The sequence below is a fragment of the Sorangium sp. So ce363 genome, from assembly GCF_051520435.1.
GTDB lineage: Bacteria > Myxococcota_A > Polyangia > Polyangiales > Polyangiaceae > Sorangium > Sorangium cellulosum_B.
Genome location: NZ_CP150333.1, coordinates 8377828 through 8402110, shown reverse-complemented (window position 1 = coordinate 8402110; position 24283 = coordinate 8377828). Strand labels below are relative to the sequence as shown.

The 24283-nt window shown below is 71.2% G+C and carries 24 protein-coding genes; 6 read left to right on the top strand and 18 right to left on the bottom strand.

The annotated features are described in order from the left end of the window. Window positions 1–17: 17 nt before the first annotated feature. Window positions 18–593: a hypothetical protein gene (locus WMF12_RS31530; protein WP_437851330.1), complete on the top strand. Its 576-nt coding sequence runs from the start codon at window positions 18–20 to the stop codon at window positions 591–593. Window positions 594–619: 26 nt separating this feature from the next. Here WMF12_RS31530 and WMF12_RS31525 read toward each other — a convergent pair whose 3' ends face one another. The 4 genes from WMF12_RS31525 to WMF12_RS31510 are packed head-to-tail and all read right to left on the bottom strand — an operon-like array spanning window position 620 to window position 4606. Next, window positions 620–1780 carry a homogentisate 1,2-dioxygenase gene (locus WMF12_RS31525; RefSeq protein ID WP_437851328.1) on the bottom strand — a complete coding sequence of 387 codons (1161 nt, stop codon included), beginning with the start codon at window positions 1778–1780 and terminating at the stop codon, window positions 620–622. After that, window positions 1780–2928, bottom strand: coding sequence for a 4-hydroxyphenylpyruvate dioxygenase family protein (locus tag WMF12_RS31520; RefSeq protein ID WP_437851326.1), 1149 nt, complete (start codon window positions 2926–2928; stop codon window positions 1780–1782). The genes WMF12_RS31525 and WMF12_RS31520 overlap by 1 nt, the downstream gene beginning before the upstream one ends. A gap of 38 nt (window positions 2929–2966) precedes the next feature. Next, window positions 2967–3632 (bottom strand): maleylacetoacetate isomerase, encoded by a 666-nt coding sequence (gene maiA / locus WMF12_RS31515; RefSeq protein WP_437851324.1) that lies wholly within the window; start codon window positions 3630–3632, stop codon window positions 2967–2969. Next, the gene (locus tag WMF12_RS31510) at window positions 3629–4606 is read right to left on the bottom strand and encodes a fumarylacetoacetate hydrolase family protein (protein ID WP_437851322.1); all 978 of its coding nucleotides are present in this window, start codon (window positions 4604–4606) and stop codon (window positions 3629–3631) included. The genes maiA and WMF12_RS31510 overlap by 4 nt, the downstream gene beginning before the upstream one ends. A gap of 190 nt (window positions 4607–4796) precedes the next feature. Between WMF12_RS31510 and WMF12_RS31505 the strand changes: the two genes are divergently transcribed. Then, window positions 4797–7208 carry a substrate-binding domain-containing protein gene (locus tag WMF12_RS31505; protein ID WP_437851320.1) on the top strand — a complete coding sequence of 804 codons (2412 nt, stop codon included), beginning with the start codon at window positions 4797–4799 and terminating at the stop codon, window positions 7206–7208. Between the two features lie 42 nt (window positions 7209–7250). Here WMF12_RS31505 and WMF12_RS31500 read toward each other — a convergent pair whose 3' ends face one another. The 3 genes from WMF12_RS31500 to WMF12_RS31490 all read right to left on the bottom strand — a co-directional run bounded on the left by WMF12_RS31500 (window position 7251) and on the right by WMF12_RS31490 (window position 10059). Continuing rightward, window positions 7251–7604, bottom strand: coding sequence for a DUF1801 domain-containing protein (locus WMF12_RS31500; protein WP_437740357.1), 354 nt, complete (start codon window positions 7602–7604; stop codon window positions 7251–7253). Between the two features lie 142 nt (window positions 7605–7746). Continuing rightward, window positions 7747–8529, bottom strand: coding sequence for a dienelactone hydrolase family protein (locus WMF12_RS31495; protein WP_437851318.1), 783 nt, complete (start codon window positions 8527–8529; stop codon window positions 7747–7749). Window positions 8530–8652: 123 nt separating this feature from the next. Next, window positions 8653–10059: an NAD-dependent succinate-semialdehyde dehydrogenase gene (locus WMF12_RS31490; RefSeq protein WP_437851315.1), complete on the bottom strand. Its 1407-nt coding sequence runs from the start codon at window positions 10057–10059 to the stop codon at window positions 8653–8655. Between the two features lie 256 nt (window positions 10060–10315). On the opposite strand from WMF12_RS31490, the gene WMF12_RS31485 reads away from it, so the two are divergent. Together WMF12_RS31485 and WMF12_RS31480 are read left to right on the top strand one after the other, a co-directional pair. Then, window positions 10316–11320 carry a hypothetical protein gene (locus WMF12_RS31485; protein ID WP_437851313.1) on the top strand — a complete coding sequence of 335 codons (1005 nt, stop codon included), beginning with the start codon at window positions 10316–10318 and terminating at the stop codon, window positions 11318–11320. Next, complete coding sequence (locus tag WMF12_RS31480) at window positions 11317–12066, top strand: metallophosphoesterase family protein (RefSeq protein ID WP_437851311.1); 750 nt, start codon at window positions 11317–11319, stop codon at window positions 12064–12066. The genes WMF12_RS31485 and WMF12_RS31480 overlap by 4 nt, the downstream gene beginning before the upstream one ends. Window positions 12067–12093: 27 nt before the next feature. Here the strand turns inward: WMF12_RS31480 and WMF12_RS31475 are convergent, their stop codons facing one another. Then, a complete protein-coding gene (locus WMF12_RS31475; protein WP_437851309.1) occupies window positions 12094–12915 on the bottom strand; it encodes an alpha/beta hydrolase in 822 nt (273 codons plus the stop codon). Between the two features lie 128 nt (window positions 12916–13043). After that, the gene (locus WMF12_RS31470; protein WP_437851308.1) at window positions 13044–13859 is read right to left on the bottom strand and encodes a metallophosphoesterase family protein; all 816 of its coding nucleotides are present in this window, start codon (window positions 13857–13859) and stop codon (window positions 13044–13046) included. A gap of 211 nt (window positions 13860–14070) precedes the next feature. Here WMF12_RS31470 and WMF12_RS31465 point away from each other — a divergent pair, with 211 nt between their 5' ends. After that, entirely contained in the window at window positions 14071–14574 is a 504-nt protein-coding gene (locus WMF12_RS31465) for a hypothetical protein (protein WP_437851306.1), read from the top strand. 143 nt (window positions 14575–14717) lie between these two features. Here WMF12_RS31465 and WMF12_RS31460 read toward each other — a convergent pair whose 3' ends face one another. The 5 genes from WMF12_RS31460 to WMF12_RS31440 all read right to left on the bottom strand — a co-directional run bounded on the left by WMF12_RS31460 (window position 14718) and on the right by WMF12_RS31440 (window position 19140). After that, a complete protein-coding gene (locus tag WMF12_RS31460; RefSeq protein ID WP_437851304.1) occupies window positions 14718–15089 on the bottom strand; it encodes a hypothetical protein in 372 nt (123 codons plus the stop codon). 76 nt (window positions 15090–15165) lie between these two features. Beyond that, window positions 15166–15546 carry a hypothetical protein gene (locus tag WMF12_RS31455; protein ID WP_437740348.1) on the bottom strand — a complete coding sequence of 127 codons (381 nt, stop codon included), beginning with the start codon at window positions 15544–15546 and terminating at the stop codon, window positions 15166–15168. Between the two features lie 274 nt (window positions 15547–15820). Beyond that, window positions 15821–16288 (bottom strand): peroxiredoxin, encoded by a 468-nt coding sequence (locus WMF12_RS31450; protein ID WP_012238595.1) that lies wholly within the window; start codon window positions 16286–16288, stop codon window positions 15821–15823. Between the two features lie 120 nt (window positions 16289–16408). Then, on the bottom strand, window positions 16409–17617 hold the full coding sequence (locus WMF12_RS31445) for a serine/threonine protein kinase (RefSeq protein WP_437740346.1): 1209 nt from the start codon (window positions 17615–17617) through the stop codon (window positions 16409–16411). A gap of 101 nt (window positions 17618–17718) precedes the next feature. After that, complete coding sequence (locus WMF12_RS31440) at window positions 17719–19140, bottom strand: hypothetical protein (protein ID WP_437851302.1); 1422 nt, start codon at window positions 19138–19140, stop codon at window positions 17719–17721. A gap of 141 nt (window positions 19141–19281) precedes the next feature. On the opposite strand from WMF12_RS31440, the gene WMF12_RS31435 reads away from it, so the two are divergent. Beyond that, window positions 19282–20016: a hypothetical protein gene (locus tag WMF12_RS31435; protein ID WP_437851300.1), complete on the top strand. Its 735-nt coding sequence runs from the start codon at window positions 19282–19284 to the stop codon at window positions 20014–20016. A gap of 63 nt (window positions 20017–20079) precedes the next feature. Here the strand turns inward: WMF12_RS31435 and WMF12_RS31430 are convergent, their stop codons facing one another. From WMF12_RS31430 to recA, 4 genes are all read right to left on the bottom strand, one after another. Beyond that, entirely contained in the window at window positions 20080–21051 is a 972-nt protein-coding gene (locus WMF12_RS31430; protein WP_437851298.1) for an HDIG domain-containing metalloprotein, read from the bottom strand. Window positions 21052–21227: 176 nt separating this feature from the next. Further along, on the bottom strand, window positions 21228–21968 hold the full coding sequence (locus tag WMF12_RS31425; protein ID WP_437851296.1) for a hypothetical protein: 741 nt from the start codon (window positions 21966–21968) through the stop codon (window positions 21228–21230). A gap of 416 nt (window positions 21969–22384) precedes the next feature. Beyond that, on the bottom strand, window positions 22385–22894 hold the full coding sequence (locus tag WMF12_RS31420; protein WP_437851294.1) for a SixA phosphatase family protein: 510 nt from the start codon (window positions 22892–22894) through the stop codon (window positions 22385–22387). 20 nt (window positions 22895–22914) lie between these two features. Further along, on the bottom strand, window positions 22915–24090 hold the full coding sequence (gene recA / locus WMF12_RS31415) for a recombinase RecA (protein WP_437293867.1): 1176 nt from the start codon (window positions 24088–24090) through the stop codon (window positions 22915–22917). Between the last annotated feature and the right edge of the window lie 193 nt (window positions 24091–24283).

Here is a 24283-nt window from a genome sequence, read left to right as displayed (position 1 = left end):
AGGGGGAGGAGGTCACCGTGCTCGCCCCCAAGCGCCGCCCGCCGCGCACCCACTGGGTGCTCCTCTCCCTGGCCGCCGTCGGCGGCGCGCTCGTTTCCGCTGGCTGCCCCTCGCCCGAGGAGCGCGCCTGCGACCGCATCTGCGACTGCTCCGGCTGCAGCGAGGCGAGGTACCTCGAGTGCGTCGACAAGGCGGAGACCGCGCGGGCGGCCGCGGTGAAGGCGAGCTGCACCGGCTCCTTCGACGACTACGTGACCTGCGTCGAGGAGGAGCTCGAATGCAAGGACGAGAAGTACCTGTTCGACGGCTGCGACAGCCAGCGAGATAGCCTCCGTGGCTGCGGCATCTCCATCTTCCGCACCGTCTGCGAGGACGCCAACGACGTCTTCATGGCGTGCGGGCTGGGATTCCCGTTCTCGACCAACCCCGACGACTGCGTCGGGTCGATCGTGTGCAACGCCCGCTGCATCATCGGCATGTCCTGCAATGGGCTGAACGGGATCGATTTCGAGGAGTCGCAGCGCTTCAACGAGTGCACGAGCGCCTGCTTCAACAAGCCCCAGGGCCCTGAGCCCCCGCGCGGAGGGCCCTGAGGGAAGTCTCCTGTCACCCGACCCCGCTAGGGGCCCGCGATGAAGCTGTCCTGGTAGCCCGGGTCCTCCACCGCGAGCGCGGCCGCGGTGGCCGAGAGCGGGCGGATCGTGTCGAGCATGACCGCGAGCTCGCTCGTCTCGCGGGCCCCGAGGCTCGCCTCGTACGCGCCTGGGTGCGGCCCGTGCGGGACGCCGGCCGGATGGTGCGAGATGCTGCCGGGGCCGACGCCGCGGCGCGAGGTGAAGTTGCCGCGGCAATAGAACAGGAACTCGTCGCAATCGACCGACGCGTGGGGGTACGGGCAGGGGATCGCCTCCGGGTGGAAGTCGGTCGGGCGCGGCACGAAGCTGCAGACGAGGGCGCCGCGCGCGGCGAACGTCCCGTGCCAGTCCGGAGGCAGGTGCACGAGCCCGACGCGCGCCTGGAAGCGCTGGATCGGGAACGCGAACGGGTACACCGCCCCGTCCCAGCCGACGACGTCGAGCGGCGAGCGCTCGAGGGCGAAGCCGTGGAAGGCGCCGCCGCGCTTCACGACGAGCGCGCGGATGCCCTCGTCGAGGGGGCCGACGAACGTGGGCCGCCGGAAATCACGGTGCGAGTACGGCGCGTCCATCCGCAGCTGGCCGACCTCGTTGCGCCACTTGCGCGGGAGGTGGATGTCCGCGGCCTCGATCGAGAGCCACCGCTGGGGCGCGGCGTCCGGGAGGAAGCGGTAAAAGAGCCCCTTCGGGATGACGACGTAGTCGTCCTGCTCGAAGCGGAGATCGCCGAGCATCGTGCGCAGGACGCCGCCCCCGTGGAAGATGAAGAACAGCTCGTCGGCGTCCGCGTTCGCGAAGTACACCGGATCGGCCGCGTCCGGCTGGACGAGCCCGATCACCACGTCGTCGTTGAAGAGCAGCGGCACGCGGCAGTCGACGGCGGGCCCGCCCCGCCGCGGCAGATCCTGCGACCGGTAGTGCCGCTTCGCCAGCGGGCGCGCCGGCGCGGCGACCGGCAGCGTGAAGCCGTGCGCGGCCTCCGCGATCCGGTGCTCGTGCGGCCGGCGCTCGTGGTAGGCGATCGTGTAGGGGCCGTCGAAGCCCGCCCGCGTCAGGCACTCCTCGTAGCGGAGATCCCCCGCCTCGCTGCGCAGGGCGATGTGGTGCTTGGGCGGGACGATCCCGGCGACGACGCGATCGAGCATCAGCCGTGCCCCGCCTTCTGCTGCCGCTCGATGCTCTCGAACAGCGCCCGGAAATTGCCGGCGCCGAAGCCGCGATCCCCCTTGCGCTGGATGAGCTCGAAGAAGAACGGCCCGGCGTCGGGATCGCGGTGCGTACCCGACGACTCCTTGAGGAAGATCTGGAGGAGGTACGACCTCGCGCCGTCGCCGTCGACGAGCACCTCGAGCTCGCGCAGCGCCGCCGCGTCCTCGTCGATCTGCCCGATGCCGAGCCGCTGCAGGCGCTCGGGCAGCATGTCGTAATAGGCGGCCGGGGTCGGCATGAACTCCACGCCCCGGCCGCGCATCGCGCGCACCGCGGCGAGGATGTCCTCCACGGCGAGCGCCACGTGCTGCACCCCGTCGCCGCGGTGCTCCTCGTTGAAGACGTTGATCTGCGAGCTCTTGAAGTGCGGCCGGTAAGGCTCGTTGTTCGCGAACTTCACGCCCGAGGCCGGGTCCCACATCACGGCCGAGCGCAGGCCCGAGCCGTGATTGGCGTCCTTCGCGACGTCGTTCGTGTGGAACGCGATCTGCCAGAACGGCTCGAGCCCGAGCACGTGCTCCATCCAGAGCAGGGCGGGCGCCATCGTCTGGAAGTTCGAGGTGATGTGATCGAACCGGGCGATCCCGAAGCGGTTCTCGCCGCCGCACGGCGCGTCGTAGGCCACGCAGCCGGGGAACAGCGCGGGGTAGCCGCGCCGCTCCACGAAGCGAAAGGTGGTGTCGCCGAACGGCGTCGTGATCGAGAACGAGGCGAAGGTGCCGCCTGCCTCCGTCACCCGATGGACCTCGTCGATCGGCGTGCCCCCGCGGCCGTCGAGCAGCCGGAAGGCGCGGTCGATGTCCTCCACCTCGAAGATGACCGTGCCCACCCCGTCGGGGTGCTTGCGCAGGTAGCGCCACGCCCGCCCCCCCTCGCCGGAGGGCTGCGAGCAGACGACGACGCACTCGCCGGCCTGGAAAACGATCGAGCGCTGCGCTGCCGCCGCGGTGAGCTCCGGCGAGCTCGCGGCGATCTCCTGGAAATCGAGCTTCTCCGTGTAGAACCTGCGGCTCCGCTCCAGGTCGCGCACGTAGTAGTGCAGCGCCTCCACGCGCTTGATGCCGATCGACTCCACCTTGGCCATCCGGGTCCTCCGTCGCGAGGGGGTAACGCAGGGGCGAGCTAGGCGACCGCGTCGACCTGGCGGTCGGCGTGGGCGGCCTGGAACGCGGGCAGATCCATGCACGCGGCCTCGATGCGCGTGAGGGTCGAGAGCGGCGCGAGGTCGACCTCGTAGCGCCGCGCGTTGTAGAGCTGGGGCACGAGGAACACGTCCGCCACGGTGACCTGGTCGCCGACGCAGAACCGCCCGGAGAGCTCGCTCGCCGCCGCCTGGAACGCGGCGAGGCCCGAGGCGATGAAGCGTCGGCCGAAGGCCTTCTCGTCGCCGCCGAGCTCGTCCCTCACGTACTTCAGCGTGGCGGTGTTCTGCATCGGCTGCGTGCCGGAGTTGATCATCTCCACGAGCTGCCGCGCCCTGGCGCGCAGGTACGGATCCGCGGGCAGGAGCGGCGGCGCGGGGAAGAGGTCCTCGAGCAGCTCGATGATGGCCACCGACTGGGACACACGCCGGACGGCGCCGCCCTGCTCGAACTCGAGCAGGGGCACCTGCGCCATCGGGTTCTTGGCCCGGTACTCGTCGCGGAGCTGCTCGCCGCCGTCCCGGACGAGGTTCACCGGCCGGTACGCGTGCTCGATGCCCTTGTGGGCCAGGGCGATGCGCACGCGCCAGCTGCACGAGCTGCGCCAGTAGCCGTAGAGCGCGAGCCCCTTCACGGCGGCGCTCATCTGGCCACCACCCGCTGCGCGATGCGCCCGAACAGGCTCTCTCCCGCGCGATTCAGCATCTCGATCATGATCGTGTCTCCTGGCTTCATGAACGGCGTCCTGGCCGCTCCGTCCGAGAGGATCTCGAGCATGCGCCGCTCGGCGAGGCAAGACACGCCGCGCGCCGGGTCCTCGTTGGAGACGGTGCCGCTGCCGAGGAGGGTCCCCGCCGTGAAGCCGCGCGTCCTCGCGATGTGCGCGATGAGATCGAAGAACGAGAAGTGCATCTCCGGGCCGGCCTCGGGATCGCCGATGAGCGCGCCGTTGTAGGTCGAGCGGAGCCGCAGGTGGACGCGCCCGTCGCGGAGCGAATCGCCGAGCTCGTCGGGCGTGATCGCGAACGGCGAGAACGCGGTGGCGGGCTTGGAGCAGAAGAACCCGAAGCCCTTCGCGAGCTCGGCGGGCACGAGGTTGCGCAGCGTCACGTCGTTGGCCAGCAGGAAGAGGCGGATGTGCCGGTGGGCCTCTTCGCGGCGCGTGCCCTGCGGGGTGTCGCCGAGGACGACGCAGACCTCGGCCTCGAAATCGAGGCCCCAGGCCTCGTCGTGCAGGACGATGTCGTCGGTCGGGCCGAGGAGGACGCCGGAGCCGCCCTGGTACACAAGCGGATCGGTCGTCAGCGTCTCGGGAGGCTCGGCGCCGCGCGCCTTGCGCACCAGCACGATGTGGTGGATGTACGCCGAGCCGTCGATCCACTCGTAGGCGCGCGGAAGCGGCGCAGCGAGCTCTTCCGCGACCAGCGGCGTCACGGCCGCCTCGCCGAGCTCGACGTCGGCCGCGATGCGGCGGAGCGCGGGCTCGGCGCGCTCCCAGTCGTCCAGCGCGGCCTGGAGCGTGGGGAAGGCCTCGCCTGCAGGCGTGTAGGCGAGGCCGTCGCGGCGGACGACGACGAGCGTGCCATCGCGGCCGGGGCCGCGGAGAGAGGCGAGCTTCATGCGGGGGCGAGCTCCTCGTGGTCGTACGGTGGTCCCATCGTCTCTGCTTGACAAGCACGAGCCCGCTCACGCCTGCTACGGGATGCGCCCGCACGCGCGCTGCGCAGCGAGCGAGCGAGCGGCTGAACGGATCTGCATGACTACCGGACTGGACGTTTTCTCGACTCTCCACGACCTTGTGCGACGAGCCATGGAGGGCCTCCCCGGCGCGCGTCGCGGGAGCCTGCTGATTCGCACCGGCCGGCGCCTCGCCTGCAAAGCGATTGTCGGGCTCGACGGCCTCCTGCCGGGCCGGGTGAACATGCCGTCCGACGGCGGGGTGCTCAGCGCGTCGCCTCCGTTCGGCCCCGCCGCGGCGCCCGAGGCGGCGCACGGCCCGTGCCTCGTCCCCGCGGCCGCGTGGTACCAGGCGCACCTGCCCGAGCTCGCGGAAGCGCCTGGCTGGCCGCTCGACGGCGTCCACGTCCACGTCGTACCGGTGCCCATGTTCGGCGCGCCGGGCGCCTACCTCGCCCTGGAGCAGCCGGACGCGGAGCCGCTCTCGGGCCCGTGGCGCGCGCTCGTGGAGTCGATCGCGGTGAGCGTCGGCGTCGTGCTCGAGCGGCGCGGCCTCTTCGAGGAGAAGGCGCAGAGCGCCCAGGAGCTGCGCCTGCTCGAGGAGGTGCTGAGCTCCGTCGCCGAGTCGGTCGATCTCCTCGAGCTCATCGAGACGCTCGCGGACGGGATCCGGAGCGTGCAGACCGGCCCGCGCTGGAGTGCGATCGACCTAGCCATCCTGGAGGATGCTGGGGGCGAGGGGAGCGTCGCCGATGGATGGCGGGGATCCCACGACGCGAGCGGCGCGCGAGGCAGGCCGATGATCCGCGTCTACAAGGCTCCCCGCCGGCCGTTGACGGCGTACTGGCACAACCTGCGGGACGGCGCGCTGGCGGCGGGGCGCGATCTCCGGGTCGGGGTCGAGTTCAGGAGCGTCATGTCCGCCGGCGCCGCGGCTCAGGAGGCGCTCCTCGAGGAAGGGATCCGCCGGCGGGTGGACGGGATCGCGATCGCGCCCATCGACCCCGTGGCGCTCGAGCCGGCCATCGACCGCGCGATGGCGGCGGGTATCCCGGTCATCACGATCGACACGCCGGCCGCCCCAGGCAGCCGGTCGTTGCTCTACGTCGGGACCGACAACCGGGCTGCCGGGAGGATCGCGGGCGAGGCGATGCTGCGGCTCATGCCGCAGGGAGGCGAGATCACCGTCCAGGCGGAGTCCTTCGCCGTGCCGAACGCCCAGGGGCGCATCGAGGGGTTCCGCGAGGCGATCGCCGGCTCGTCGGTCCGCGTGGCCTCGCTCTCGGAGAACCTGTTCGATGTGGAGAGCGCGATCGCGCTCGCCGTCGACGCGGTGCGGTCGAACGCCGGCCTCGCCGGCGCCCTGGGTGTGTGCAGCGAGAACGGCCCCAGCTTGGGGCTTGCCTCGATGAGGCTCGGGCGATCCGGCGATCTCAAGGTGGTCGCCTTCGATCTCGTCACCTCGACGATCGCGATGCTCCAGGACGGCGTGATCCACGCGGCGATCGTGCAGCGCGAGTACGACATGGGGTACCGCGGCGTGCAGGCGCTCTACGAGATGGCCACGCGCGGCGTCCCGGAGGCCCTCGCGGATCTGCCGGCGTCGCGCTGCATCGACACGGGGGTCGACCTCGTGACCCTCGAGCGCACGCCGTTCTCGAGCGCCCTCTCGGATCACCTCGCCTTGAGCTCCGCCCGCAGGATCGCGAGCCGCAGGCTGGGCGCGGGGGGGCACGAGCGCGCGCTCGATTTCCTGGTGATCGGCATGGCCCAGCGCGAGAGCCTCGTCGACGACGAGCGCGCGCCCGTCACGGACGACTCGCTGGTGAGCCGGGTGATGCGCTCGTGCAGCTCGCTCGTCATCGACACCGCGTCGAGCGAGCACGAGCACCTCCGCGACGTCGCCGAGGCGCGCCGGAGCGGCGCGCGCACGCTGGTCGGCGTGCCGCTGCTCTCCCGGGAGGCGGTCCTCGGGGTCCTCGTCCTGGCCAGCCCGCAGCCCGACGCGTGCTCGGCGACCGACCTGGCGCTCGTCGAGCGCGTGGCCGCGGTGGCCGCCGTCGTGATCGAGAACGCGCGGCTCCTGTCGCGGATCAAGGAGCGGACGAGGGCGCTCGAGTCGCTGAGCAGCCGCCAGGAGGCGCTCCTCGAGACGATCGCCGCGATGTCGAGCCCGGTGGTGCCGATCGCGCGCGGCGTCCTCGTCATGCCGATCGTGGGCGCGCTGGACACGCACCGCTCCGGCCGCTTCATCGAGGCGATGCTGAAGGAGATCTCCGAGCACCAGGCGCGCGTCGTGATCATCGACGTCACCGGCATGGCGGTGGTCGACGCGAGCGCGGCGAACCACCTCGCGCAGGCGGCGCGCGCCGCCGGGCTGCTCGGGGCCGAGGTGGTGCTCGTCGGGATCGCGCCCCAGGCCGCGCGGCTCATGGTGGAGCAGGGGCTCGATCTCGGGGCGATCGTCACCCGCTCCACGCTGGAGCTCGGGTTCTCGTACGCGCTCGGCAAGACGGGCGGGCGGGTCGTCCACGGGCGCCGCTGAGCCGCGGGCGCGGCCGTCGCGCAGCGGCGCTCCGCGTGATCCTCACCGGTCCCGGTGGAGCGCGACGGCGGCCGCGACCAGCGCGGCGATCGCGGCGACGTCCACGTCCTTGGCAGAGCGGATATGGAGGTTCCTGGCCTGCTTGGCTTCGCCGGTGAGCATGCCGTTCGGATCCGGCAGCTCGGCGCCGCGCTCGAAGCCGAGGGTCACGCCGAAGCGCTGCGGGGCGAGCCAGCAGATCTTGTGTTGGTCGCCGCTGCCCATCCGGAAGCTGACGAGCCGCCAGCCTGGATAGACGTGCTCGTGGACGTCGGGAATGATGCGGAGGAGCAGCTTGCGCACGCGCAAGGTCAGCTGTTGCGCTGCAGGGGGGTACTCGCTCAGCAGAGCGGCCACGGCCGGATCGTCCGACACAATCAATGACGGTAAGTCGACGTTCACGGAGACGCAACCGGCTGTGCCTCGTCGCGTGACGTCGCGTGACGTCGCGTGACGTCGCGTGACGTTCTGGCTCGGGCGCGGCTTCCGTTGCGGGCGGTCAGGGGTGGAGTCGCTCGCGGAAGAAGGCGAGGACGCGCGAGAGCGCCTCGCGCGTCGGGTGGCCCTCGCGGTCGACCAGATCGCGCGTCAGGACCGAATGGGCGGTGCGCGGGATCCCATGGGGGTTGCCTGGGGACGAGTCGATCTCGATCCTCTCGAAGCCGTCGCCGAGCTCGGCCCGGAGGCGGTCGAACCGCTCCTTCGGGCACATCGGATCGTGGGTGAAGCGGAGCCCGAGCACCGGGGTACCGGCGGCGACGCGCTCCTTGACGGCACGGAGGCCGTCGTCGGAGAGGTGGAGCCCGGCGCGGCGCTCGCGCGAGAGCGGGAAGGGCAGCGACGGCTGGCTCAGCACGGGCGCCGCGATGGCGGGGTCGACCATCAGCGCCAGCGCGAAGTTGCCCGTCAGGCACATGCCGATCGCGCCGACGCCCTTGCCCCCGAGCTCCGCGTGGACGTCGCGGCAGAGCGCGCGCAACCAGTCGGTGATCGGGCTCGCCTGCCTGGACGCGAGCACGTGGAACTCGCGGCTGATGCAGGCGCGGCCCAGCTGCTCGACGATGTAGAGGGGCGTGTCCAGCTTGCCTGGCGTCCCGAAGAGGTGGGGCACGAAGACGGTGAAGCCGGCGTCCGCCACGCGCTCGGCGAACGCCGCGACCGACGGGGTGATGCCCGGGATCTCGTGCATGACGACGACGCCCGGGCCCGCGCCGCGGCGGTAGACCACCCGCGCCACGCCGTCGTGTGAGAACTGCGTCTCGGTGAAGCCGGGGAGCGACATGGCCGCCATCATCGCCCGTCGCACGACGCCGGGGAAGCGGCGGCCGGACGGCTGGCGAGCGGCTCCCCCGGCGATCGCTCGGCCGCTCGATCTCGCCGTCCTTCGGTCGCTCCGCTCCTCGAATTACTCGGATGCAGGCAGGCCCCTCGGCCGTTCGTCCTTGGCGATCCAGACGGTCTTGACGTTCACGAACTCGCGCAGGCCGTACGAGGAGAGCTCGCGGCCGTAGCCGGACATCTTGATGCCGCCGAACGGCAGCCGGGGATCGGACACGACCATGCCGTTGATGAACACCTGGCCGGCGTCGAGCTCGTTGATGAGGCGCTCGCGCTCGTCGGCGTCGCGGGTCCAGGCGCTCGCCCCGAGGCCGAACCGGGTGGAGTTCGCCATCTGGATGGCCTCGTCGAGGTCGGTGACGCGGAAGACCGCCGCGACCGGGCCGAAGAGCTCGTCGTCGGCGGCGGGGGAGGGGCGCTGGACGTCGGTGAGCACGGTCGGCGGGAAGTAGTTGCCCGGCCCCCTCAGCCGCTTGCCTCCGGTGAGGAGGAGCGCGCCCGCGGCCACCGACGCCCGCACCTGCTCCTCGAGCTCCGCGGCGATCTGCGGCGTGGCGAGCGGCCCGACGTCGACCGACGGATCCATCGGATCACCGACCCGCAGGCGCCGCATGGTCGCGACGAAGCGCTGCTCGAACTCAGGCGCGATCGACTCGTGCACGATGAAGCGCTTCGCCGCGATGCAGGACTGGCCGTTGTTGATGATGCGCGCGCGGATCGCGGTCCCCACGGCGGCGTTGAGGTCGGCGCTCGGCAGGACGATGAACGGATCGCTGCCGCCGAGCTCGAGCACCACCTTCTTGAGGTGCTTCCCGGCGTGGGCGCCGACGCTGCGCCCCGCGTTCTCGCTGCCGGTGAGCGTCGCGGCCGCGATGCGCGGGTCGGCGAGGAGGCGCGGCACGACGTCGGTCCCGGTGAGCAGCGCCTGGAAGACCCCTTCCGGGAAGCCGGCCCGGCGGAGGATGTCCTCGATCGCGAGCGCGCAGCGGGGGACGTTCGAGGCGTGCTTGAGGAGGCCGACGTTGCCGGCGACGAGCGCCGGCGCGGCGAAGCGGAAGACCTGCCAGAACGGGAAGTTCCACGGCATGATGGCGAGCACCACGCCGAGCGGGTGGAAGGCCACGTAGCTCCTGCCCGCGTCGGTGGCGACCTCTTCGGGGGCGAGCAGGCGCTCGGCGTTGTCGGCGTAGTAGCGGCACGCGGTCGCGCACTTCTGGGCCTCGGCGATGGCGGAGCCGATGGTCTTCCCCATCTCGAACGTCATGAGCTGCCCGAGCTGCTCCTTCTCGCCGTCCAGGATGTCGGCTGCCCGGCGCAGCTTCTGGGCCCGCTCGGCGATCGGGGTCTGCCGGAAGCTGCGGAACGCGGCGTGCGCGCGCGCCACCTTCTGCTCCAGCGCCGCTGACGAGAGGGGTTCGAACGTCTCGATCGTCTCTCCGGTCGCTGGATTGATCGTCGCGATGGCGGTGTTCACGGATGTGCCTCCTCTTCGAGCGTCGCGGGCCGCGGCTCGTCGCCAGCCAGCTCGGGGCGCGCCGAGCGGTCCCGGCAGGCGAGCTTGAGCCAGACCCGCCACGTCGTGCAATGGTCAGCGACGACGAGCCCGCTTCTCTTCCTTCGTTCGCGTCGTTCCGGCGTGGTCCGCGCGGTCCACGGGGCCACGCATGTTCCGGGCGCGTGAGGGGGGAGGGGGGTCGCCATCGCACGTCCTGTTCATTACGCAGAGGGGGATGGTCCGCAGCGGATCCCCTGTCGCAGGCGACGCGGAGCACGCGCTTTCAGCCCGGGCGACGCGCGCCGGCGAGCGCGCGGCGCTCGCTCCTCCGGCCTTCGACGACCCCGCCGGCCAGCTCTCCCGCGCGGGCGAGCTGGAGGTGAGGGTGAGGGCGATGGACGCGCTCCTCTGCGCCGGCGTGCCGTTCATGGTGGCGGGGGCGTATGCCTTCTTCGCGTACACGGGCATTTTCCGGGACACGAAGGATCTCGACGTGATGCTGGACGAGCGGGAGGTGCCGGCGGCGTTCAGGGCGCTGGAGCGGGCTGGCTTCGAGACGGAGCTCATCGATCCGCGGTGGATCGGGAAGGCCTACGCGGGCGACCGTTTCATCGATCTCATCTTCTCGTCGAGCAACGGCCTGGCCGTGGTGGATGGCGGCTGGTTCGAGCACGCGCGTCCGGCCACGATCCTGGGGCACTCCTGCCTGATCGCGCCGGTCGAGGAGATCATCTTCACGAAGGCGTTCGTGGACGAGCGGGAGCGGTACGACGGCGCCGACGTGAACCACCTGATCTACGCGTGTGGCGACGAGATGGACTGGGAGAGGCTCCTCGCCCGGTTCGGTCCCTACTGGGAGGTCCTGTTCGCGCACCTGACGCTGTACCGCTTCGTCTATCCGGGCGCGCGGAGCCGGGTGCCCGGGTGGATCATCGACGAGCTCTGCCGGCGTACGCTGGCGCAGACGCGGGCCGGCGACGCGCCGCTCCGGGTATGCCGGGGCAACCTGATCAGCAGGCAGCAGTACGTGCACGACTACGAGAAGCTCGGGCTCGTCATGGGGTCCGCTGCGTCCGCGCCCGAGGCGGCGCGGGGGGCGCTGTGCAGGAAGCGCCAGCGGTCTGCGGCGGGGCGGCCTCGCCTCGGCAAGGGGAAGCCGGGCCGTGACGGGGCTCCGGGCGGCGCGGAGGGGCCGGGGGTGGAGGTCGAGGCGGCGCGGGTCCGCAAGCCGGGATCATGAGCGCCGCCGTCGCCGGAGGGAACGGGGAGCCGGGCAAGCGCCGCATCGCGGCGTCCTCGGATCTGCACTGCCGGCCGGAGCACGGCGCCAGGATGCGCGAGCTCGTGAAGGCGGTGAACGCGGAGGCGGAGCTGCTCGTGCTGTGCGGCGATCTCACCGATCGCGGCCATCCCGAGGAGGCGAAGGTGCTGGCCGACGCGCTCGCCGGGCTCTCGATGCCGTGCGCCGCTGTGCTCGGCAATCACGATCTCGACCGGGGGGCGGGCGCCGAGATCGCGAAGCTCCTGGGCGACGCGGGCGTCGAGGTGCTCGACGGAGATCACCTGATCTTGCGCGACGACATCGGGGTTGCCGGCGTGAAGGGCTTCATGGGCGGGTTCGGGAGCGCGACGCTCCAGGCGTTCGGCGAGGGCCCGCTCAAGGCGTTCGTCCAGGAGGCCGTGACCGAGGCGCTGAAGCTAGAGGCGGCGCTGTCCCAGCTCGACAGCGAGAAGAAGATCGTGATCATGCATTACACGCCGATCCTCGAGACGACCGTCGGCGAGAACGTGGAGATAAGGCCGTTCCTTGGGACGAGCCGCCTTGCCGCGCCGATCGATCTGTACGGCGCCGACGTGGTCTTCCACGGCCACGCGCACCACGGGGCGCTCGAGGGGCACATGTCGAACGGGACTCCGGTCTACAACGTGGCGATGCCGCTGCTCAGGAAGCTCACCGGCAAGCCGTTTCTGCTGTTCGAGGTGTAGCGGGCGAGCGCCGCTCGGTGCTTTCGCTCAGTGCTTCTGCAGGAAGGCCCGTATCGCTCCGAAATAGGCGGACGCGAAGAGGAGGATATCGTTGTGCCCGGCGCCGTCGATGAGGTGCAGGGCTTTCCTCTGGTGGGGGACGGCCGCGTGGTTCTCGCGGGCGTGGTCCGGCGGGAGCAGCGTGTCGCGCGCGCCGTGCAGGACGAGGACCGGGATCTCGACGTTCCTCAGGAGCTCCGGGTTCGAGAAGCTGCGGTGCGCCTCGTCGCGCAGATCGCCGAGGTCGATCTCGAAGAGGGCGAGAAGGTGCCGCACGTCGCTGAACCCGCTCTCGAGGAGGAGCGCGCGGTACGCGTCGCCGCGGAGCGCTGCGATGCGCGACGCCGGGGAGCTGCCGAGCGAGCGGCCGAAGAGCAGCGGCTTCGGCGGCTGTTCAAGGCCTGCGGCGCGGCTCGTCTCGGCGAGCTCGCGCTGGAAGAAATCGGAGACCTTCACGGGATCTTCTCGGAGCGAGCGCAGCGTCGGCTGCCCGCCGCTCCAGCCATAGCCGCGGTAATCGACCATGAAGAGGTTGAGCCCGATGTCATGCCAGCCCTCGGCGATGTCGTCGTAGTCGGGGACGGTCTCGCCATTGCCGTGGAACGCGAGCACGGTCGGATTGCCGGGGTCGGACAGGTGCCAGCGCGCGCCGAGCGTCACCCCGGGGGCGACGGGGATGTCGTAGTCCGTCGCGCCGGCGGGTGGGCTCGTGTTCACCTGCCTGGGATAGAAGACGTCGGCGGCGCGAGGGTTCGCGTCGAGCGCGCGAAGGAGCTCGTCGAGCTGGCTGTCGGGATCGTTCGTCGGCATGGCTCACCGTTCTGCCGAGGTCGGCGGGGGAGTGGGCGCGCAGGATACGTCGTGCCGGGATAGGATGGTACCTGGGATGGACGCCCGCGAGGGCGGCGGGGAGGCGGGGTGCGCGGCGCGATGGTGGCCTACGTGGTCGTGATGACGCCTTGCACCGCGGGCTCGCCGTATTCGGCGCCGCCGGTGCGCACAACGAGGTTCGGGAGGATCTCCGCCACGCCGGCGCCGTGGGTATGGCCGCAGAGCACCTCGATCTGCCGCTCCGGGTACCGCACGGCGGCCTCGCGGATCACCTCGCCTGTGGCCTTGCAGGTGAAATGGGGAAGCCAATCGTCGTTGGAGATCTGGCCTTCGTGCCAGCATGCCTCCTTGAACGGGGGGACGTGCGTGGCGACGATGACGCGCCGGTACCGCTCGAGGGCCGCGGGCAGGACGCGGCGCAGGTACGCCGCGGCCTCGTCGCCGAGGCGGTGCAAGGCCTCTCTCCGGCGGCGCCGGCCGAGGGAGGCGAGCTCCTGGATGAGCACGTAATCGTTGAGCATGACGGGCGATCTCTCGTAATTGCCGAGGCGGGCGTCGGCCCAGCCGTCGTGGCCGACGAGGGCGGTGTCCGGGCCGAGCTCGACGTGGGGGATCGACGGGAGCCACCTGAGCCAGGGGGAGGTGGCCGAGAGCTCGGCGGCCATCGTGCGCACGGCGGCGATGCTCCCGCGGTAGAAATCGTGGTTGCCGAGGACGAAGTAGAGCGGGCGCTCGATGGCCCGGGCGACGGTCTCGAGGAGAGGGCGGAGGCTCGTGGCTTCCGCGATGTCGCCGGTGAAGAGGACGGCATCGGAGGCGGTGGCCGCGAGGGTGGAGCAGAAGGCGGTGAGTTCCTCGCGGGAGAGGAAGTTGAGGTGGACGTCGGTCGCCCAGGCGAGGCGGAGCGGGGTCGGCGCGGCCATGAGGGCAGGATAGGCGGGGAGGGGAGGGGGAGCCAGCGAGGTGGCGCGAGAGCGGGAGGCGCTCGCCGCGTGGCGAAGTGAGGGCGCTTCTTGTCGGCTGCGGCGAGAGCGGTGGGGGCGATGGGGCCGCCGCGGTTCAGGGGCGGTCGGGGCGACGAGGCCGCCGCGATTCGTCGACCTCGGCCTGGGGCTGGGCCACGTCGAGCCGCTGGTGCTCGGTCCAGCCGTAGTCCCCGAGATCACCGACCCTACCGAAGCCGAGCAAGAGATCGAGCTCGCTGTGCTCTCCGCCGTGGTGCACGGCAACGGGCCGAACGGGCTCACCGTGGTCCAGGCCGCGCTCGCCGCCCTCGGTAGGCTCGACCAGGAGCACGCGGCGGTCTATTTTCAGGTCATCTGGAACGGGTTGCGTGAGCCCATGCGGCGGGCTCTGGAGGCGTTGGTCATGGAACGGCAGATCGAAGGCGAGGCAACTTTTCCCCCGTTCGTGCAGAAGCTCATCGATCGCGGCAAGCTCGAGGGCCTGCGTGAGGGCTTGCGTGAGGGCGAGCTCAAGGCCAAGCGGGGCACGCTGCTCCGGCTGCTCGCGCGCGCAGGGATCGTGCTCGCCGAGTGCGAGAGCGCGCGCATCCAGGCATGCACGGACATCACGACCCTCGACCGCTGGATCGATAACGTTCTCGGGGCGAAGGATGCCTCGGAAGTGCTCTCCTGACGGTGGACGAAAGCGGCCCGACGAGGCGATGAATCACGGTCTCCAGATGTCTTCGTGAGAGCGTGAGCAGCCAGCGGCGGAGAGCTGGAGCAGTGCATCAAAGCCTTGATCACGTCCGGAGGTGCTTCAATGGGACCGCCGCCTCATGGCGATAGCCCGCCGGTCCCGTCCGCCTCCAGCGAGTCCGCCAGCGCGCAGCGCGCGAGTCCTGTCTTCTTGGCCTCCTCGCGCAGCATCGCGCCCTGCTCAGCGGCCCCTTTCACGCTGAGCATCGTGCGGAGCTCGATTCCATCGGGGCTCTCCACGTGCTCTCCGATCCACGCCGACCGCATCTGCCCGACGCTGATCGGATCGGCCTCCGGGTCGAGCCCGGCTCTCCTGTCGACATCGCACATCATCGCGACCGCCTCGGGGAAGGTCTGCCCGCCCGGGGCCGGGACCTTCGCCTCGGGAGCTGAGCTGCAGGCGGAGAGGAAGGCGGAAAGGAGCAGCGGTGAGAGAGGATTGGGGCGCATGCTGCCTTCGACAGGAGAGGGCGCCTGGGCTTGGCAGCGATCACCTCGCCCCGGTGCGCCGCCCTCCGGCTACCGGCTACTCGCCCGTGCCCCCGTCCACCGCCGGGACGAGCTCGATATCGACGTTCTGAGGCAGGAAGCTCTCGCACTCGTCGTTCATGACGGGCGCGAGCGTCTGCTCGAAGTCGTCGTAGCCTGTCCCCGAGATCTTCACCCACGTCACCCCGGCCGTCCACAGCTCGCAGACGAGCGTCTCCAGCGCTTCGGGAGGAGGCTGCGCGCGATCGACGGCGCACACCAGGTTGGCCTCGTCGAGCGTCTTCCAGGTGGTCGGATCACTCAGGACGAAGATCGGCTCGTCCGCGGCGCTCCACGCGATGTGAACGGTGGTGTCCGGCGGGACGGTGGCGCCTCTCGCGCGCACGGTGATGGTGAACAGCGCCTGTCTTGGCCCCATCGGACAGCCGCTGGCGTCGCCCGTACTCGAGCCGACGGACCCGCCGCCCCCCGCGCCTTTACAGGCGCCCACCACGGAAGCGCTCGCGATCGCCGCCGCGGCGATCGCCGCGAAGACCGTGAGCGATACGATTCGACCAGGAGCGAAAGGAGGGCGTGGTGCCACAAGGGCGACAGGGTAGGGGCGACATGCCAGCAAATCCAGCGTGAGCAAGTTTTTGCGCAGGTGGAGCGCCCTTCTCCGTGCGCCCTGCTCTCGCAGGCGGTCGCGGCGTTCAGGCCTGGGCCTTGAGCTCCGCGATGTCCTTGAGGAGGGCCTGCTCGTGCCCGTCGGGCTTCACCTTCAGGTAGGTCCTTCGCAGCACACCCGACGGATCGATGACGAATGTCGTCCGGTCCCAGTACAGGGTGCCTTTCCACTCGCTCTGCCCGACGCCCGCGGCCTTGAGCAGCTCGTGGCGCGTGTCGGCGAGCAGGTCGATGGTGAACGAGAACTTGTCGCAGAAGCTCTTGTGCGACGTGACGTCGTCCTCGCTGACGCCGACCACGGCGATGTTGGCGTCGTCGAAATCGGCCTTGGAGGCCGTGAACGACTTGCCCTGGATCGTGCATCCCGGCGTGTCGTCCTTCGGGTAGACGTAGAGGACGAGCCATTTGCCCGCGAAATCCTCGAGCTTCACGGTCTTGCCGTCCTGGTTTGGCAGGGCGAAGCGCGGAAACGGCTTTCCAATCTCGACGCTCATCTTCTCTTTGCCTTTGCTGTGGGCCGGAGGAGGGCTCCTCCTGGCCGGTGACGGGTCATGGGATGGGACGGATGGGACAGCGCGGCGGCGCGGACGTCACGTCGCTGCCCGCGCAGGGATCTAGCGCGGAATGAGCCCCCGGAACCAGGCCGTCACCGAGGACGAGGACTCGTCCTGGTGGAGCGAGTCCGGGCCTTCCAGCTCGTCGGCGAGCCCCCCGAGCGGCCCCTCGCTGCGCGGGGGTGGCGAGCTCGGGTGCTCCTCCCCGTGCGTCAGGATCGTGGCGCCCTCCAGGGTGGGCAGCAGGCTCAGGCCGCTGCCGCCGGCGGTCGGCTCCTTCGTGAGCGACTTGAACTCGAGGAGCATCATGTCGATGAGCTCGGCGATCTTCTGCGTCCCGTCGACCGCCCGCGCCGGCCCGCCCTTGGCGCGCTCCACGAGCGAGGCGACGTCGTCCTCGCTCACCGGGCGGCCGTAGCGGTAGAGGAAGCGGGTCAGGTCGCGCCCGAGCTCGCGCGCCGACAGGTAGCGAGCCCCCGGGTCGCGGGCGAGCGCGCGGCGGATGATCTGCTCCAGCTCGCGCGGCACATCGCTGTTGATCTGCTGGAGCGAGGGGATCACCGCGTCGCGCACCAGCCGCACCGTGATGTAGTCGGAGTCGCCGAGGAACAACCGGCGCCCGGCGAGCATCTCCCAGAGGATGATCCCGAGCGCGAAGATGTCGACGCGCTGGTCGACGCCCTGCTCGAGCACCGTCTCGGGCGCCAGGTAGCCGAACTTCCCCTTGATGATTCCCGCGTCGCTCTCGGCGAGCTGGCTCGACGCCTTCGCGAGCCCGAAGTCCACGATCTTCACCTCGCCGTAGCGGGTGATGAGCACGTTGGCCGGGGTGATGTCCCGGTGCACGATCTGGAGCGGCTTTCCGTCCCCGGTCGCGAGCTCGTGCGCGTAGGCGAGGCCCTGGCACATCTTCGCGGCCATGAAGGCGGCGACCTCGACGGTCATCGGCCGGCCGACCTTCTTCTGGTGATCGAGGAGGGCCCTCAGATCGGCGCCGTCCACGTACTCCATGACGATGAAGTAGGTGCCGTCGCCGACGCCGATGTCGAACACCGACACGACGTTCGAGTGCGAGAGGTGCGCCGAGAGGCGCGCCTCGTCGAGGAACATCGCGATGAACTGCTCCTTCTTGCTGAGCTGCGGCAGGACGCGCTTGATCGCGACCTGCTTCTTGAACCCTTCGATCCCCGCGCTCTCGGCGACGAAGACCTCCGCCATGCCTCCGGAGGCGAGGCGCTTGATGACCCGGTACCGCTGCTGCTCGGACATGCCCTGTCTGTCGTCCTCCCGCCCCGTGCCGCCTGGCCCTCCAGTCTAGCGGCTCGGGGCCCGCCGCGGATCAAATCCCAAAGGCGGCACGCCCCCTCGGGTCATCGGAAGGTGGCGAGCGCCGCCACCGCCGCGAAGGAGAGCCCGACGAGCGCGGCGAGGGCGAGCGCCGACAGCAGCGGCTCCGCCCGCACGGCGGCGAGCAGCCGGTCGCGATCCTCCCTGGACAGCGGCGCGCCATGGGTCCCGTCCTTGCTCTCGCCGCCCGAGGCGGCGGCGACGTGCGCCTCCAGGCGGCGCCGCGCGGTCCTGGATCGCAGCGCGAGCAGCAGCACCTGCGCCACCGCGGAGGCGGCGAGGACCACGAGGCCAGCGCGCCGCGCATGCGAGGCGCGGGCCCGCTCGCGCGCCTCGGCCGCCGGCATCCCGTCCGCGAGCAGCTCCACGCGCCGCGGCGAGGCGGACGCCGCCGCGGACGTGATCGGCCAGGCCACCGTGCCTGCGCCCTGCTCGTAGGGGTCACTCGCGACCACGGCCCAGTCCGCCTCCCCGGGCGCGGCGCTGTCCGGGAGCGTCACCCTCCCCGAGAAGAAGCCCGCCCCGTCCGCCGCGAGCGGGACGATCGTCCCGAGCGCACGGCCGCGCGCACCTCCGATCGAGACGTAGGCGCGTGGCCTCGGCGTCGGGGAGATCAACCGGAGCTCGGGCCGTTCGCCATCGAGACCGCCCGGATCGAGCCAGATGGCTCCTGGGATCACGGGCAGCTTCCCTTCCCACGTGCCGCTCGCGATCCGTGTCCCTGGCGGTGCGCTCCCCGGGTGGGTCGCGCGGAGCGTGAGCTCGACCGTGTGCGCCAGCGGCTTGAGCGTGAGCTCCGCGGCGCCGCGCGCATCGGCCGTGATCTGCGCCGGACCGCTGCCGCGCCCCTCGAGCTCCGCCCCGACGGCGCTCGCCTCAAGGCGAGCCCCTGCCGCGGGCGTTCCGTCCTGCGTCTCGATCGCGACCCGCACCCGCTCCGGGAACGGAGCTGCAAGGGCTCCCCGCGCCGCCGTGGTCTGCAGGCGGAGCTCCCCGTGCGCCGCGCCTGGCAGCGCGGTCGCGTGCGCCGCGCCTGGCAGCGCGCTCGTGTCCGCCGATGCGAGCGGCGGCAGCAGCGGGAGCTGCCGCTCCAGGAGCGTGCCGCTGCCCAGCGCGATCCGCACGGTCACCGGCTCCCGCAGCCCCGCTGGCGCGCGCAGCAGCGCCTCGCCGATGCCGTCCTTGTCGAGCGAGCCGGTCCATCGTTCGAGCGGCGCCCCTGCCGACACGGCGCTCACCTCGATCTGCGGGATCGCCGCCGCATCGTCGGCGCCGTGGAGGCGGCGCACCCCTTCGACGCGGAGCGCCAGCGCCTCGCTTCCGGCGACGGGCGCCCCCCACACCCGCACGCCGGTGGCCATGCGTGGCGAGCCTGGCCCCAGGATCGCGAGGGCTGCGAGCCCGATACCCAGCGCGGGCATGACGTACGTCGCTGCGTTGGGCATCGAGAGCATCGCTGCCCCCAGCATACCTCTCCGTCCTTGCCGCGCGGGCGGAGGGCGGCTCCCGTCTGGCTGCTCGCGCGGAGCGCTGGCCTGGGCTGAGCCCCTTTGCGTCCGGGCGCCTCCTCCGATAGGAAGCCGCCGATGGCAGCCGACAGACCGGTGAAGCGCAAGCGCAAGGGTTCGGGGACCACGGGGCAGGGCGGTGAGGTCGTGTTGCGGCAGCGGACCGATCCGCGGAGCGAGCGACGCTTCGAGCCAAAGGCGTCGCTCGAGCTCGGCCTCACGATGCTCGGCATGTCCGTCGCGGCGCTGCTGGCCGGGGCGGGTGTTTACGGCCAGTGGTTCCGGGGCGAAGACGCTGGCGCGCACCCGGCAGCCACGTACCTGCTCCTCGGCGCCTTGCTCCTCGGGGCGGCGGTGGGGCTCTTCGGTCAGTGGTCGATGAAGGCGCTTCGTGTCGGTGATGCCGGGGTGGGGCTGGAGAGCGGACCTGGCGAGATCGAGCGCATCGGCTGGCACGATGTCACGGGCCTGTTGCTCACGGAGACCGCGCTCACGGTCCAGGGCAGCGGCACGGCGATCTCCATCCCGCTGCGAGCACACCTCGCGGCGGCCGCGCGCGTGCTGGCCGAGGCGAGGGCGCGTATCCCCACGCGTGCGGCTGACATCAAGGAAGGCGCGCTGCCTCCGCCCGACGATGCCGCCGGCGAGGTGCGCCCGCTGGAGCCGCCGCAGGTCGCCGGCCTCCGCTGCAAGGCGACCGACAAGCTGATCGCCTTCGAGGCCGACGCTCGTCTCTGCGGCCGTTGCGGCGAGCACTACCACAAGGAAGGCGTCCCCCCTCGCTGCATCACCTGCACCGCCCCCCTTCGCTGAGCGCCCTGATTTCATGGGGGCCGGGCAGCCGGCACCCCCTTTCGGGCCCTCTGCGCTACGCCCTCAGATCCCGAATCGCCCCGCGTGCTCCCGGAGGAACGCGATGTAGACGTCCGCCTCCTGGTGCGACGCCACCTCGCCCGCCTCGACCGCCTCCTCCAGCGCGCGCTTGATCTCGCCGATCCGCCGCGACGGCGGCAGCCCGAACGCATGCATGAGGGCGTCGCCGATGCCGCTCGGCAGCGGCGGCACCACCGCGTCCTCCGCCTGGACCTGGAGCACCCGCTCGGCGAGCTCGCTGATCTGCTTCAGCCCCTTCCGCTTCTTCTCGGGCCGCTTCGTGGTGATGTCCGCCCGCGACAGGTCGAGCACGTCCTTCAGGCAGCCGCCCATCTCCTTGGCGAACCGGCGCACCGCGCTGTCGGTCCACGACGCGTCGTACTGGCTCGCCCGGAGGTGGTGCAGGATCAGGAAGCGGATGCTGTTCTTCAGCGCATCCTCCTTCGTGAAGAGCGGCAGCCGCCGGTCGATCTTGTCGAACATCCGCGCGCCGACCTCGGCGTGACCGAAGAAGTGGACCTCGCCCGTCGGCGAGATGGAGCGCGTCCTCGTCTTGCCGATGTCGTGGAGCAGGGCCGCCCAGCGGACCTCGAGCCGCGGGACGGCCTGACGTACCACCTGCTTCGTGTGCTTCCAGACGTCCTTGTGGCGCCACTCCCCGTCGCCGAAGCCCACCATCGCCTCGACCTCGGGCAGCATCGCGGCGAGGGCGCCCGACTCGAGCAGGGCGTCGAGCCCGGCCTCGGCGTCGTCGCTCATCATGACCCGGTCGAGCAGCTTGCGGACATCGGGCAGGTAGGCGGCGGCCGCGGCCTTGAAGTCGGCGGGCCGCCCGGAGATCACCCTGGACGAGGCGCGTGGCTCGGCGCCCGCTTCGGGCTGCTCGACCTCCGCCTTCTCTGCTCGCTGGACGGCCCACTCGAGGGCCTCCATCGCCCGCTTCGGGCTCGCTTCCTGGGTGAGAATCTCCTGCACGCTGGCCTTCCACACTTTCGAGGTTACGGGGTCGCCCACGGGGCGCCGGCTGGCGCGGCCCGAACGGGGGTTCGCCGGTTTAGAGCCAGCCGCACCTTCGCGCAATGGTTCGTCGCGTTCGTCGCGTTCGTCGCTCGACGCCGCCGGATGACGTGCGTCCGCAGGCGATGGATGCGTCAGGTGCGGAGGAGCCGCCCCACGTGGTCCGTCTCCCAGGCGAGGGCCCGCTCGTAGTCGCGGAAGAGCCGCTCGCGGGCGAGGAACTGGGGCGGATGGAGCATCCGGCGCCCGTTGCCGTGGCTCGCCGGCATCACGTGATGGATCATCTCGTGGTAGATGACGTAACAGATGAAGTAGCGGGGGACCCAGGGCCGGTCGAGCACCGGGTGGATGCGGATCAGCCGCTCGACCGCCGAGTAGCTCCCGAGCTTGATGGTGCGCCGCGGCTTCCGCGCCTTGGTCCGCTTGCCCCAGGTGATCAGCGCGTCGACCCCGCCGCCGAAGTACGCGTGGTTCAGCTTCTGGAACAGGATCAGCAGGTCGTGCGTCCGCCCCTGCGTCGAGAGCGGCGTGCTCACCGGCCGGCTCGCCCGGATGCGATGGCCGTTCTCGTCGATGTACTGGCCGACAACGAGCGAAGCGGCCCGGTCCTGGGTCACCACGTACCGGACGAGCGCCTCCTGGACGAGCGCCGGCGCGTCCAGGAACATGTGGTGGACGCGCGCCTGCAGGATGCCCTCCCGGAGCGAGGAGGAGATCATCTGCCGGTAGTTGTCGGTCACCGAGAGGAGGACCGGGCGCTTCTGGGCCAGCTCCAGCCGCCGGATGAGCGCCTGGCGCGCCCCCTCGTGCACGTAGATGTGCGGCTGGCCCGGCGGCAGATCGATGTCGATCGGATGATGACGGGGGTCCGGCACCCGGACGACCGCCCGGGAGACACGCGGCAGCAGGGAAGTACGCGCCGCGCCCTTCCCACCGCTGCGCGACAGACGGCCTGGAGGGGGTTGAGCGAAGGGGAAGGCCATCTGTCCCGCCATCTCAATCCTCCTTATTTGGGCGTATTCTCGGGTGGGATCCTTGTCAAGCGAGCGGCCGAGAACATCGAAATCATTCGGATTTGTGACTATGTAAGCGGGTGGCCGGACCCTCCGGAGGGAGAGGGAGGGCGCCCCGGCCGCCGCTCGCCGGTGATCTGGATTTCCTCTGCAAATTCATGTGCTTGTAGTGAAAGCCACGAGCGCCTGCGCCGGTCGGGCCGCCTTCCGCCTCGGACGCGCGCCTTCTGCTCCTGCTCTCTCTCCCGCCATGACACGGCGCGCACGCAGCGCCTCGCTCATCGCGAGGCGAGCGCCCGGGGATCGAGGATCTGCGTCATGCGCCAGCGGCCCTGCGCGCGCTGGGAAGGCTCCGGCTCGAGGGCGACGACCAGGGCAGTACAGAAGCCGGCGGGGAGCAGCGCTGTCGCGCCCCGGCCGGGCGTGTCGACGAGCGTACGGACGAGGTGCTCCACGTTCGGCTGGTGCCCGACGAGCAGCGCGTCGGCGCCGCCTTGGGCGAGCGCGGCGACCAGCGAACTCGGGAGCCCGGCGTCGAGCGCGAGCTCGTCCCGGAGCTCGACCTCCGGCGCGCCGCAGATCGGCGCCGCGATCTCGGCGGTCTCTCTCGCGCGCGCGAGGGGGCTCGCGAGCACCAGCGGCAGCGGGGCGCCGCCCCGGAGGCGGTGGAGCTCGCGCGAGACCCGCGCCACGCGCTCGCGGCCCTCGGGGGTGAGCCTCCGGTCCGCGTCGCGCCCGCTGGTCGCCCGCTCCTCCGCCGGGCCGTGCCGCATCACGTAGAGGTGCATGGCGTCGATGGCAGCCGGCGTCAGTTCGTCTTGCCCGGGGGACGGCGGGCGTCCTGGCCGGACGAGGCTGCCTCGCCGCGACCCTTCGCCTGCGCGGGGGCCTCGGCCGCGGCGCCGCCCTTCGGGCCGGGGCTCGCGGCGCCGTTCGTCGGGGCGGCCCCGCCGACGCGCGAGATGCCGTGCTTCGCGAGGACCATCGACTCGATCTTGTCGAGCACCGCCGGGTGCTGCTCGAGGTAGGTGCGGGCGTTCTCCCGGCCCTGACCGATGCGCTCGCCCTGGAACGAGAACCAGGAGCCGCTCTTCTCGATGATGCTCGCCTCGGTCGCGAGGTCGATGACGTCGCCGCTGTGGCTGATGCCCTGGCCGTACAGGATGTCGAACTCCACCTCGCGGAACGGGGGAGCCATCTTGTTCTTCACGACCTTGACGCGGGTCCGGTTGCCGACGACCGCCGGCTCCTTGCCGCCCGCGGCGGCCTCCTTGATGGCGCCGATGCGGCGGATGTCGAGCCGGACCGAGGCGTAGAACTTGAGGGCGTTGCCGCCGCTCGTCGTCTCGGGGCTGCCGAACATGACGCCGATCTTCATCCGGATCTGGTTGATGAACATCAGCAGGCACTGCGAGCGCGAGGTCGTGCCGGTCAGCTTGCGGAGCGCCTGGCTCATCAGCCGGGCCTGGAGGCCGACGTGGCTGTCGCCCATGTCGCCCTCGATCTCGGCCTTGGGGACGAGCGCGGCGACCGAGTCGACGACGATGATGTCAACGGCGTTCGAGCGGACCAGCATGTCGGCGATCTCGAGCGCCTGCTCGCCGTAGTCGGGCTGGGAGATGAGCAGCTCGTCGGTCTTCACGCCGAGCTTCTTGGCGTAGTTCACGTCGAGGGCGTGCTCGGCGTCGATGAACGCCGCCGTCCCGCCCGCCCGCTGGACGGCCGCGATGGCGTGGAGGGTGAGGGTCGTCTTGCCGCTCGACTCCGGTCCGTAGACCTCGACGATGCGGCCGCGCGGGTAGCCGCCGATGCCGAGGGCGATGTCCAGGCCGAGCGAGCCGGTCGCCACGGCCGCGACCTCGTCGTGCAGCGTCTGCCCGTCCTTGAGGCGCATGATCGCCCCCTTGCCGTACTCCTTCTCGACGCTGGCGATCGCGAGCTCGAGGGCGGCAGACTTCTGCTTGGTGTTCTTCTCGTCACTCATGAGTACCTCGGGAGGGAGCGATAGGAGGGGGGGCGACGGCGGGGGACCGCGGAGGTGGACCCACGACGCGCAGGGCAACAGTTTCCGGCAGCTTTACTGTCCGGTTGTTCAGGAAGCAAGACCCCCGCATCCCGGATAGGACCGAAAACGTCCGAGCAGCGGGCTGGCCCGGCAGGCGCTCCGGAGGGCGGTG

Bases quoted from the DNA above. Each gene is read 5' to 3' on its own strand.
- WMF12_RS31495 (WP_437851318.1), bottom strand. From the start codon at position 8,529: ATGTCGCTCCCCGGCTTCACCGAGACGCAGTTCTCACACGACGGCGTG.
- WMF12_RS31470 (WP_437851308.1), bottom strand. From the start codon at position 13,859: ATGGCCGCGCCGACCCCGCTCCGCCTCGCCTGGGCGACCGACGTCCAC.
- WMF12_RS31445 (WP_437740346.1), bottom strand. From the start codon at position 17,617: ATGTCCGAGCAGCAGCGGTACCGGGTCATCAAGCGCCTCGCCTCCGGA.
- WMF12_RS31505 (WP_437851320.1), top strand. From the start codon at position 4,797: ATGGAGGGCCTCCCCGGCGCGCGTCGCGGGAGCCTGCTGATTCGCACC.
- WMF12_RS31450 (WP_012238595.1), bottom strand. From the start codon at position 16,288: ATGAGCGTCGAGATTGGAAAGCCGTTTCCGCGCTTCGCCCTGCCAAAC.
- WMF12_RS31440 (WP_437851302.1), bottom strand. From the start codon at position 19,140: ATGCCCAACGCAGCGACGTACGTCATGCCCGCGCTGGGTATCGGGCTC.
- maiA (WP_437851324.1), bottom strand. From the start codon at position 3,632: ATGAGCGCCGCCGTGAAGGGGCTCGCGCTCTACGGCTACTGGCGCAGC.
- WMF12_RS31485 (WP_437851313.1), top strand. From the start codon at position 10,316: ATGGTCCGCAGCGGATCCCCTGTCGCAGGCGACGCGGAGCACGCGCTT.
- WMF12_RS31435 (WP_437851300.1), top strand. From the start codon at position 19,282: ATGGCAGCCGACAGACCGGTGAAGCGCAAGCGCAAGGGTTCGGGGACC.
- WMF12_RS31520 (WP_437851326.1), bottom strand. From the start codon at position 2,928: ATGGCCAAGGTGGAGTCGATCGGCATCAAGCGCGTGGAGGCGCTGCAC.
- WMF12_RS31455 (WP_437740348.1), bottom strand. From the start codon at position 15,546: ATGGGGCCAAGACAGGCGCTGTTCACCATCACCGTGCGCGCGAGAGGC.
- WMF12_RS31420 (WP_437851294.1), bottom strand. From the start codon at position 22,894: ATGCACCTCTACGTGATGCGGCACGGCCCGGCGGAGGAGCGGGCGACC.
- WMF12_RS31475 (WP_437851309.1), bottom strand. From the start codon at position 12,915: ATGCCGACGAACGATCCCGACAGCCAGCTCGACGAGCTCCTTCGCGCG.
- recA (WP_437293867.1), bottom strand. From the start codon at position 24,090: ATGAGTGACGAGAAGAACACCAAGCAGAAGTCTGCCGCCCTCGAGCTC.
- WMF12_RS31480 (WP_437851311.1), top strand. From the start codon at position 11,317: ATGAGCGCCGCCGTCGCCGGAGGGAACGGGGAGCCGGGCAAGCGCCGC.
- WMF12_RS31525 (WP_437851328.1), bottom strand. From the start codon at position 1,780: ATGCTCGATCGCGTCGTCGCCGGGATCGTCCCGCCCAAGCACCACATC.
- WMF12_RS31460 (WP_437851304.1), bottom strand. From the start codon at position 15,089: ATGCGCCCCAATCCTCTCTCACCGCTGCTCCTTTCCGCCTTCCTCTCC.
- WMF12_RS31510 (WP_437851322.1), bottom strand. From the start codon at position 4,606: ATGAAGCTCGCCTCTCTCCGCGGCCCCGGCCGCGATGGCACGCTCGTC.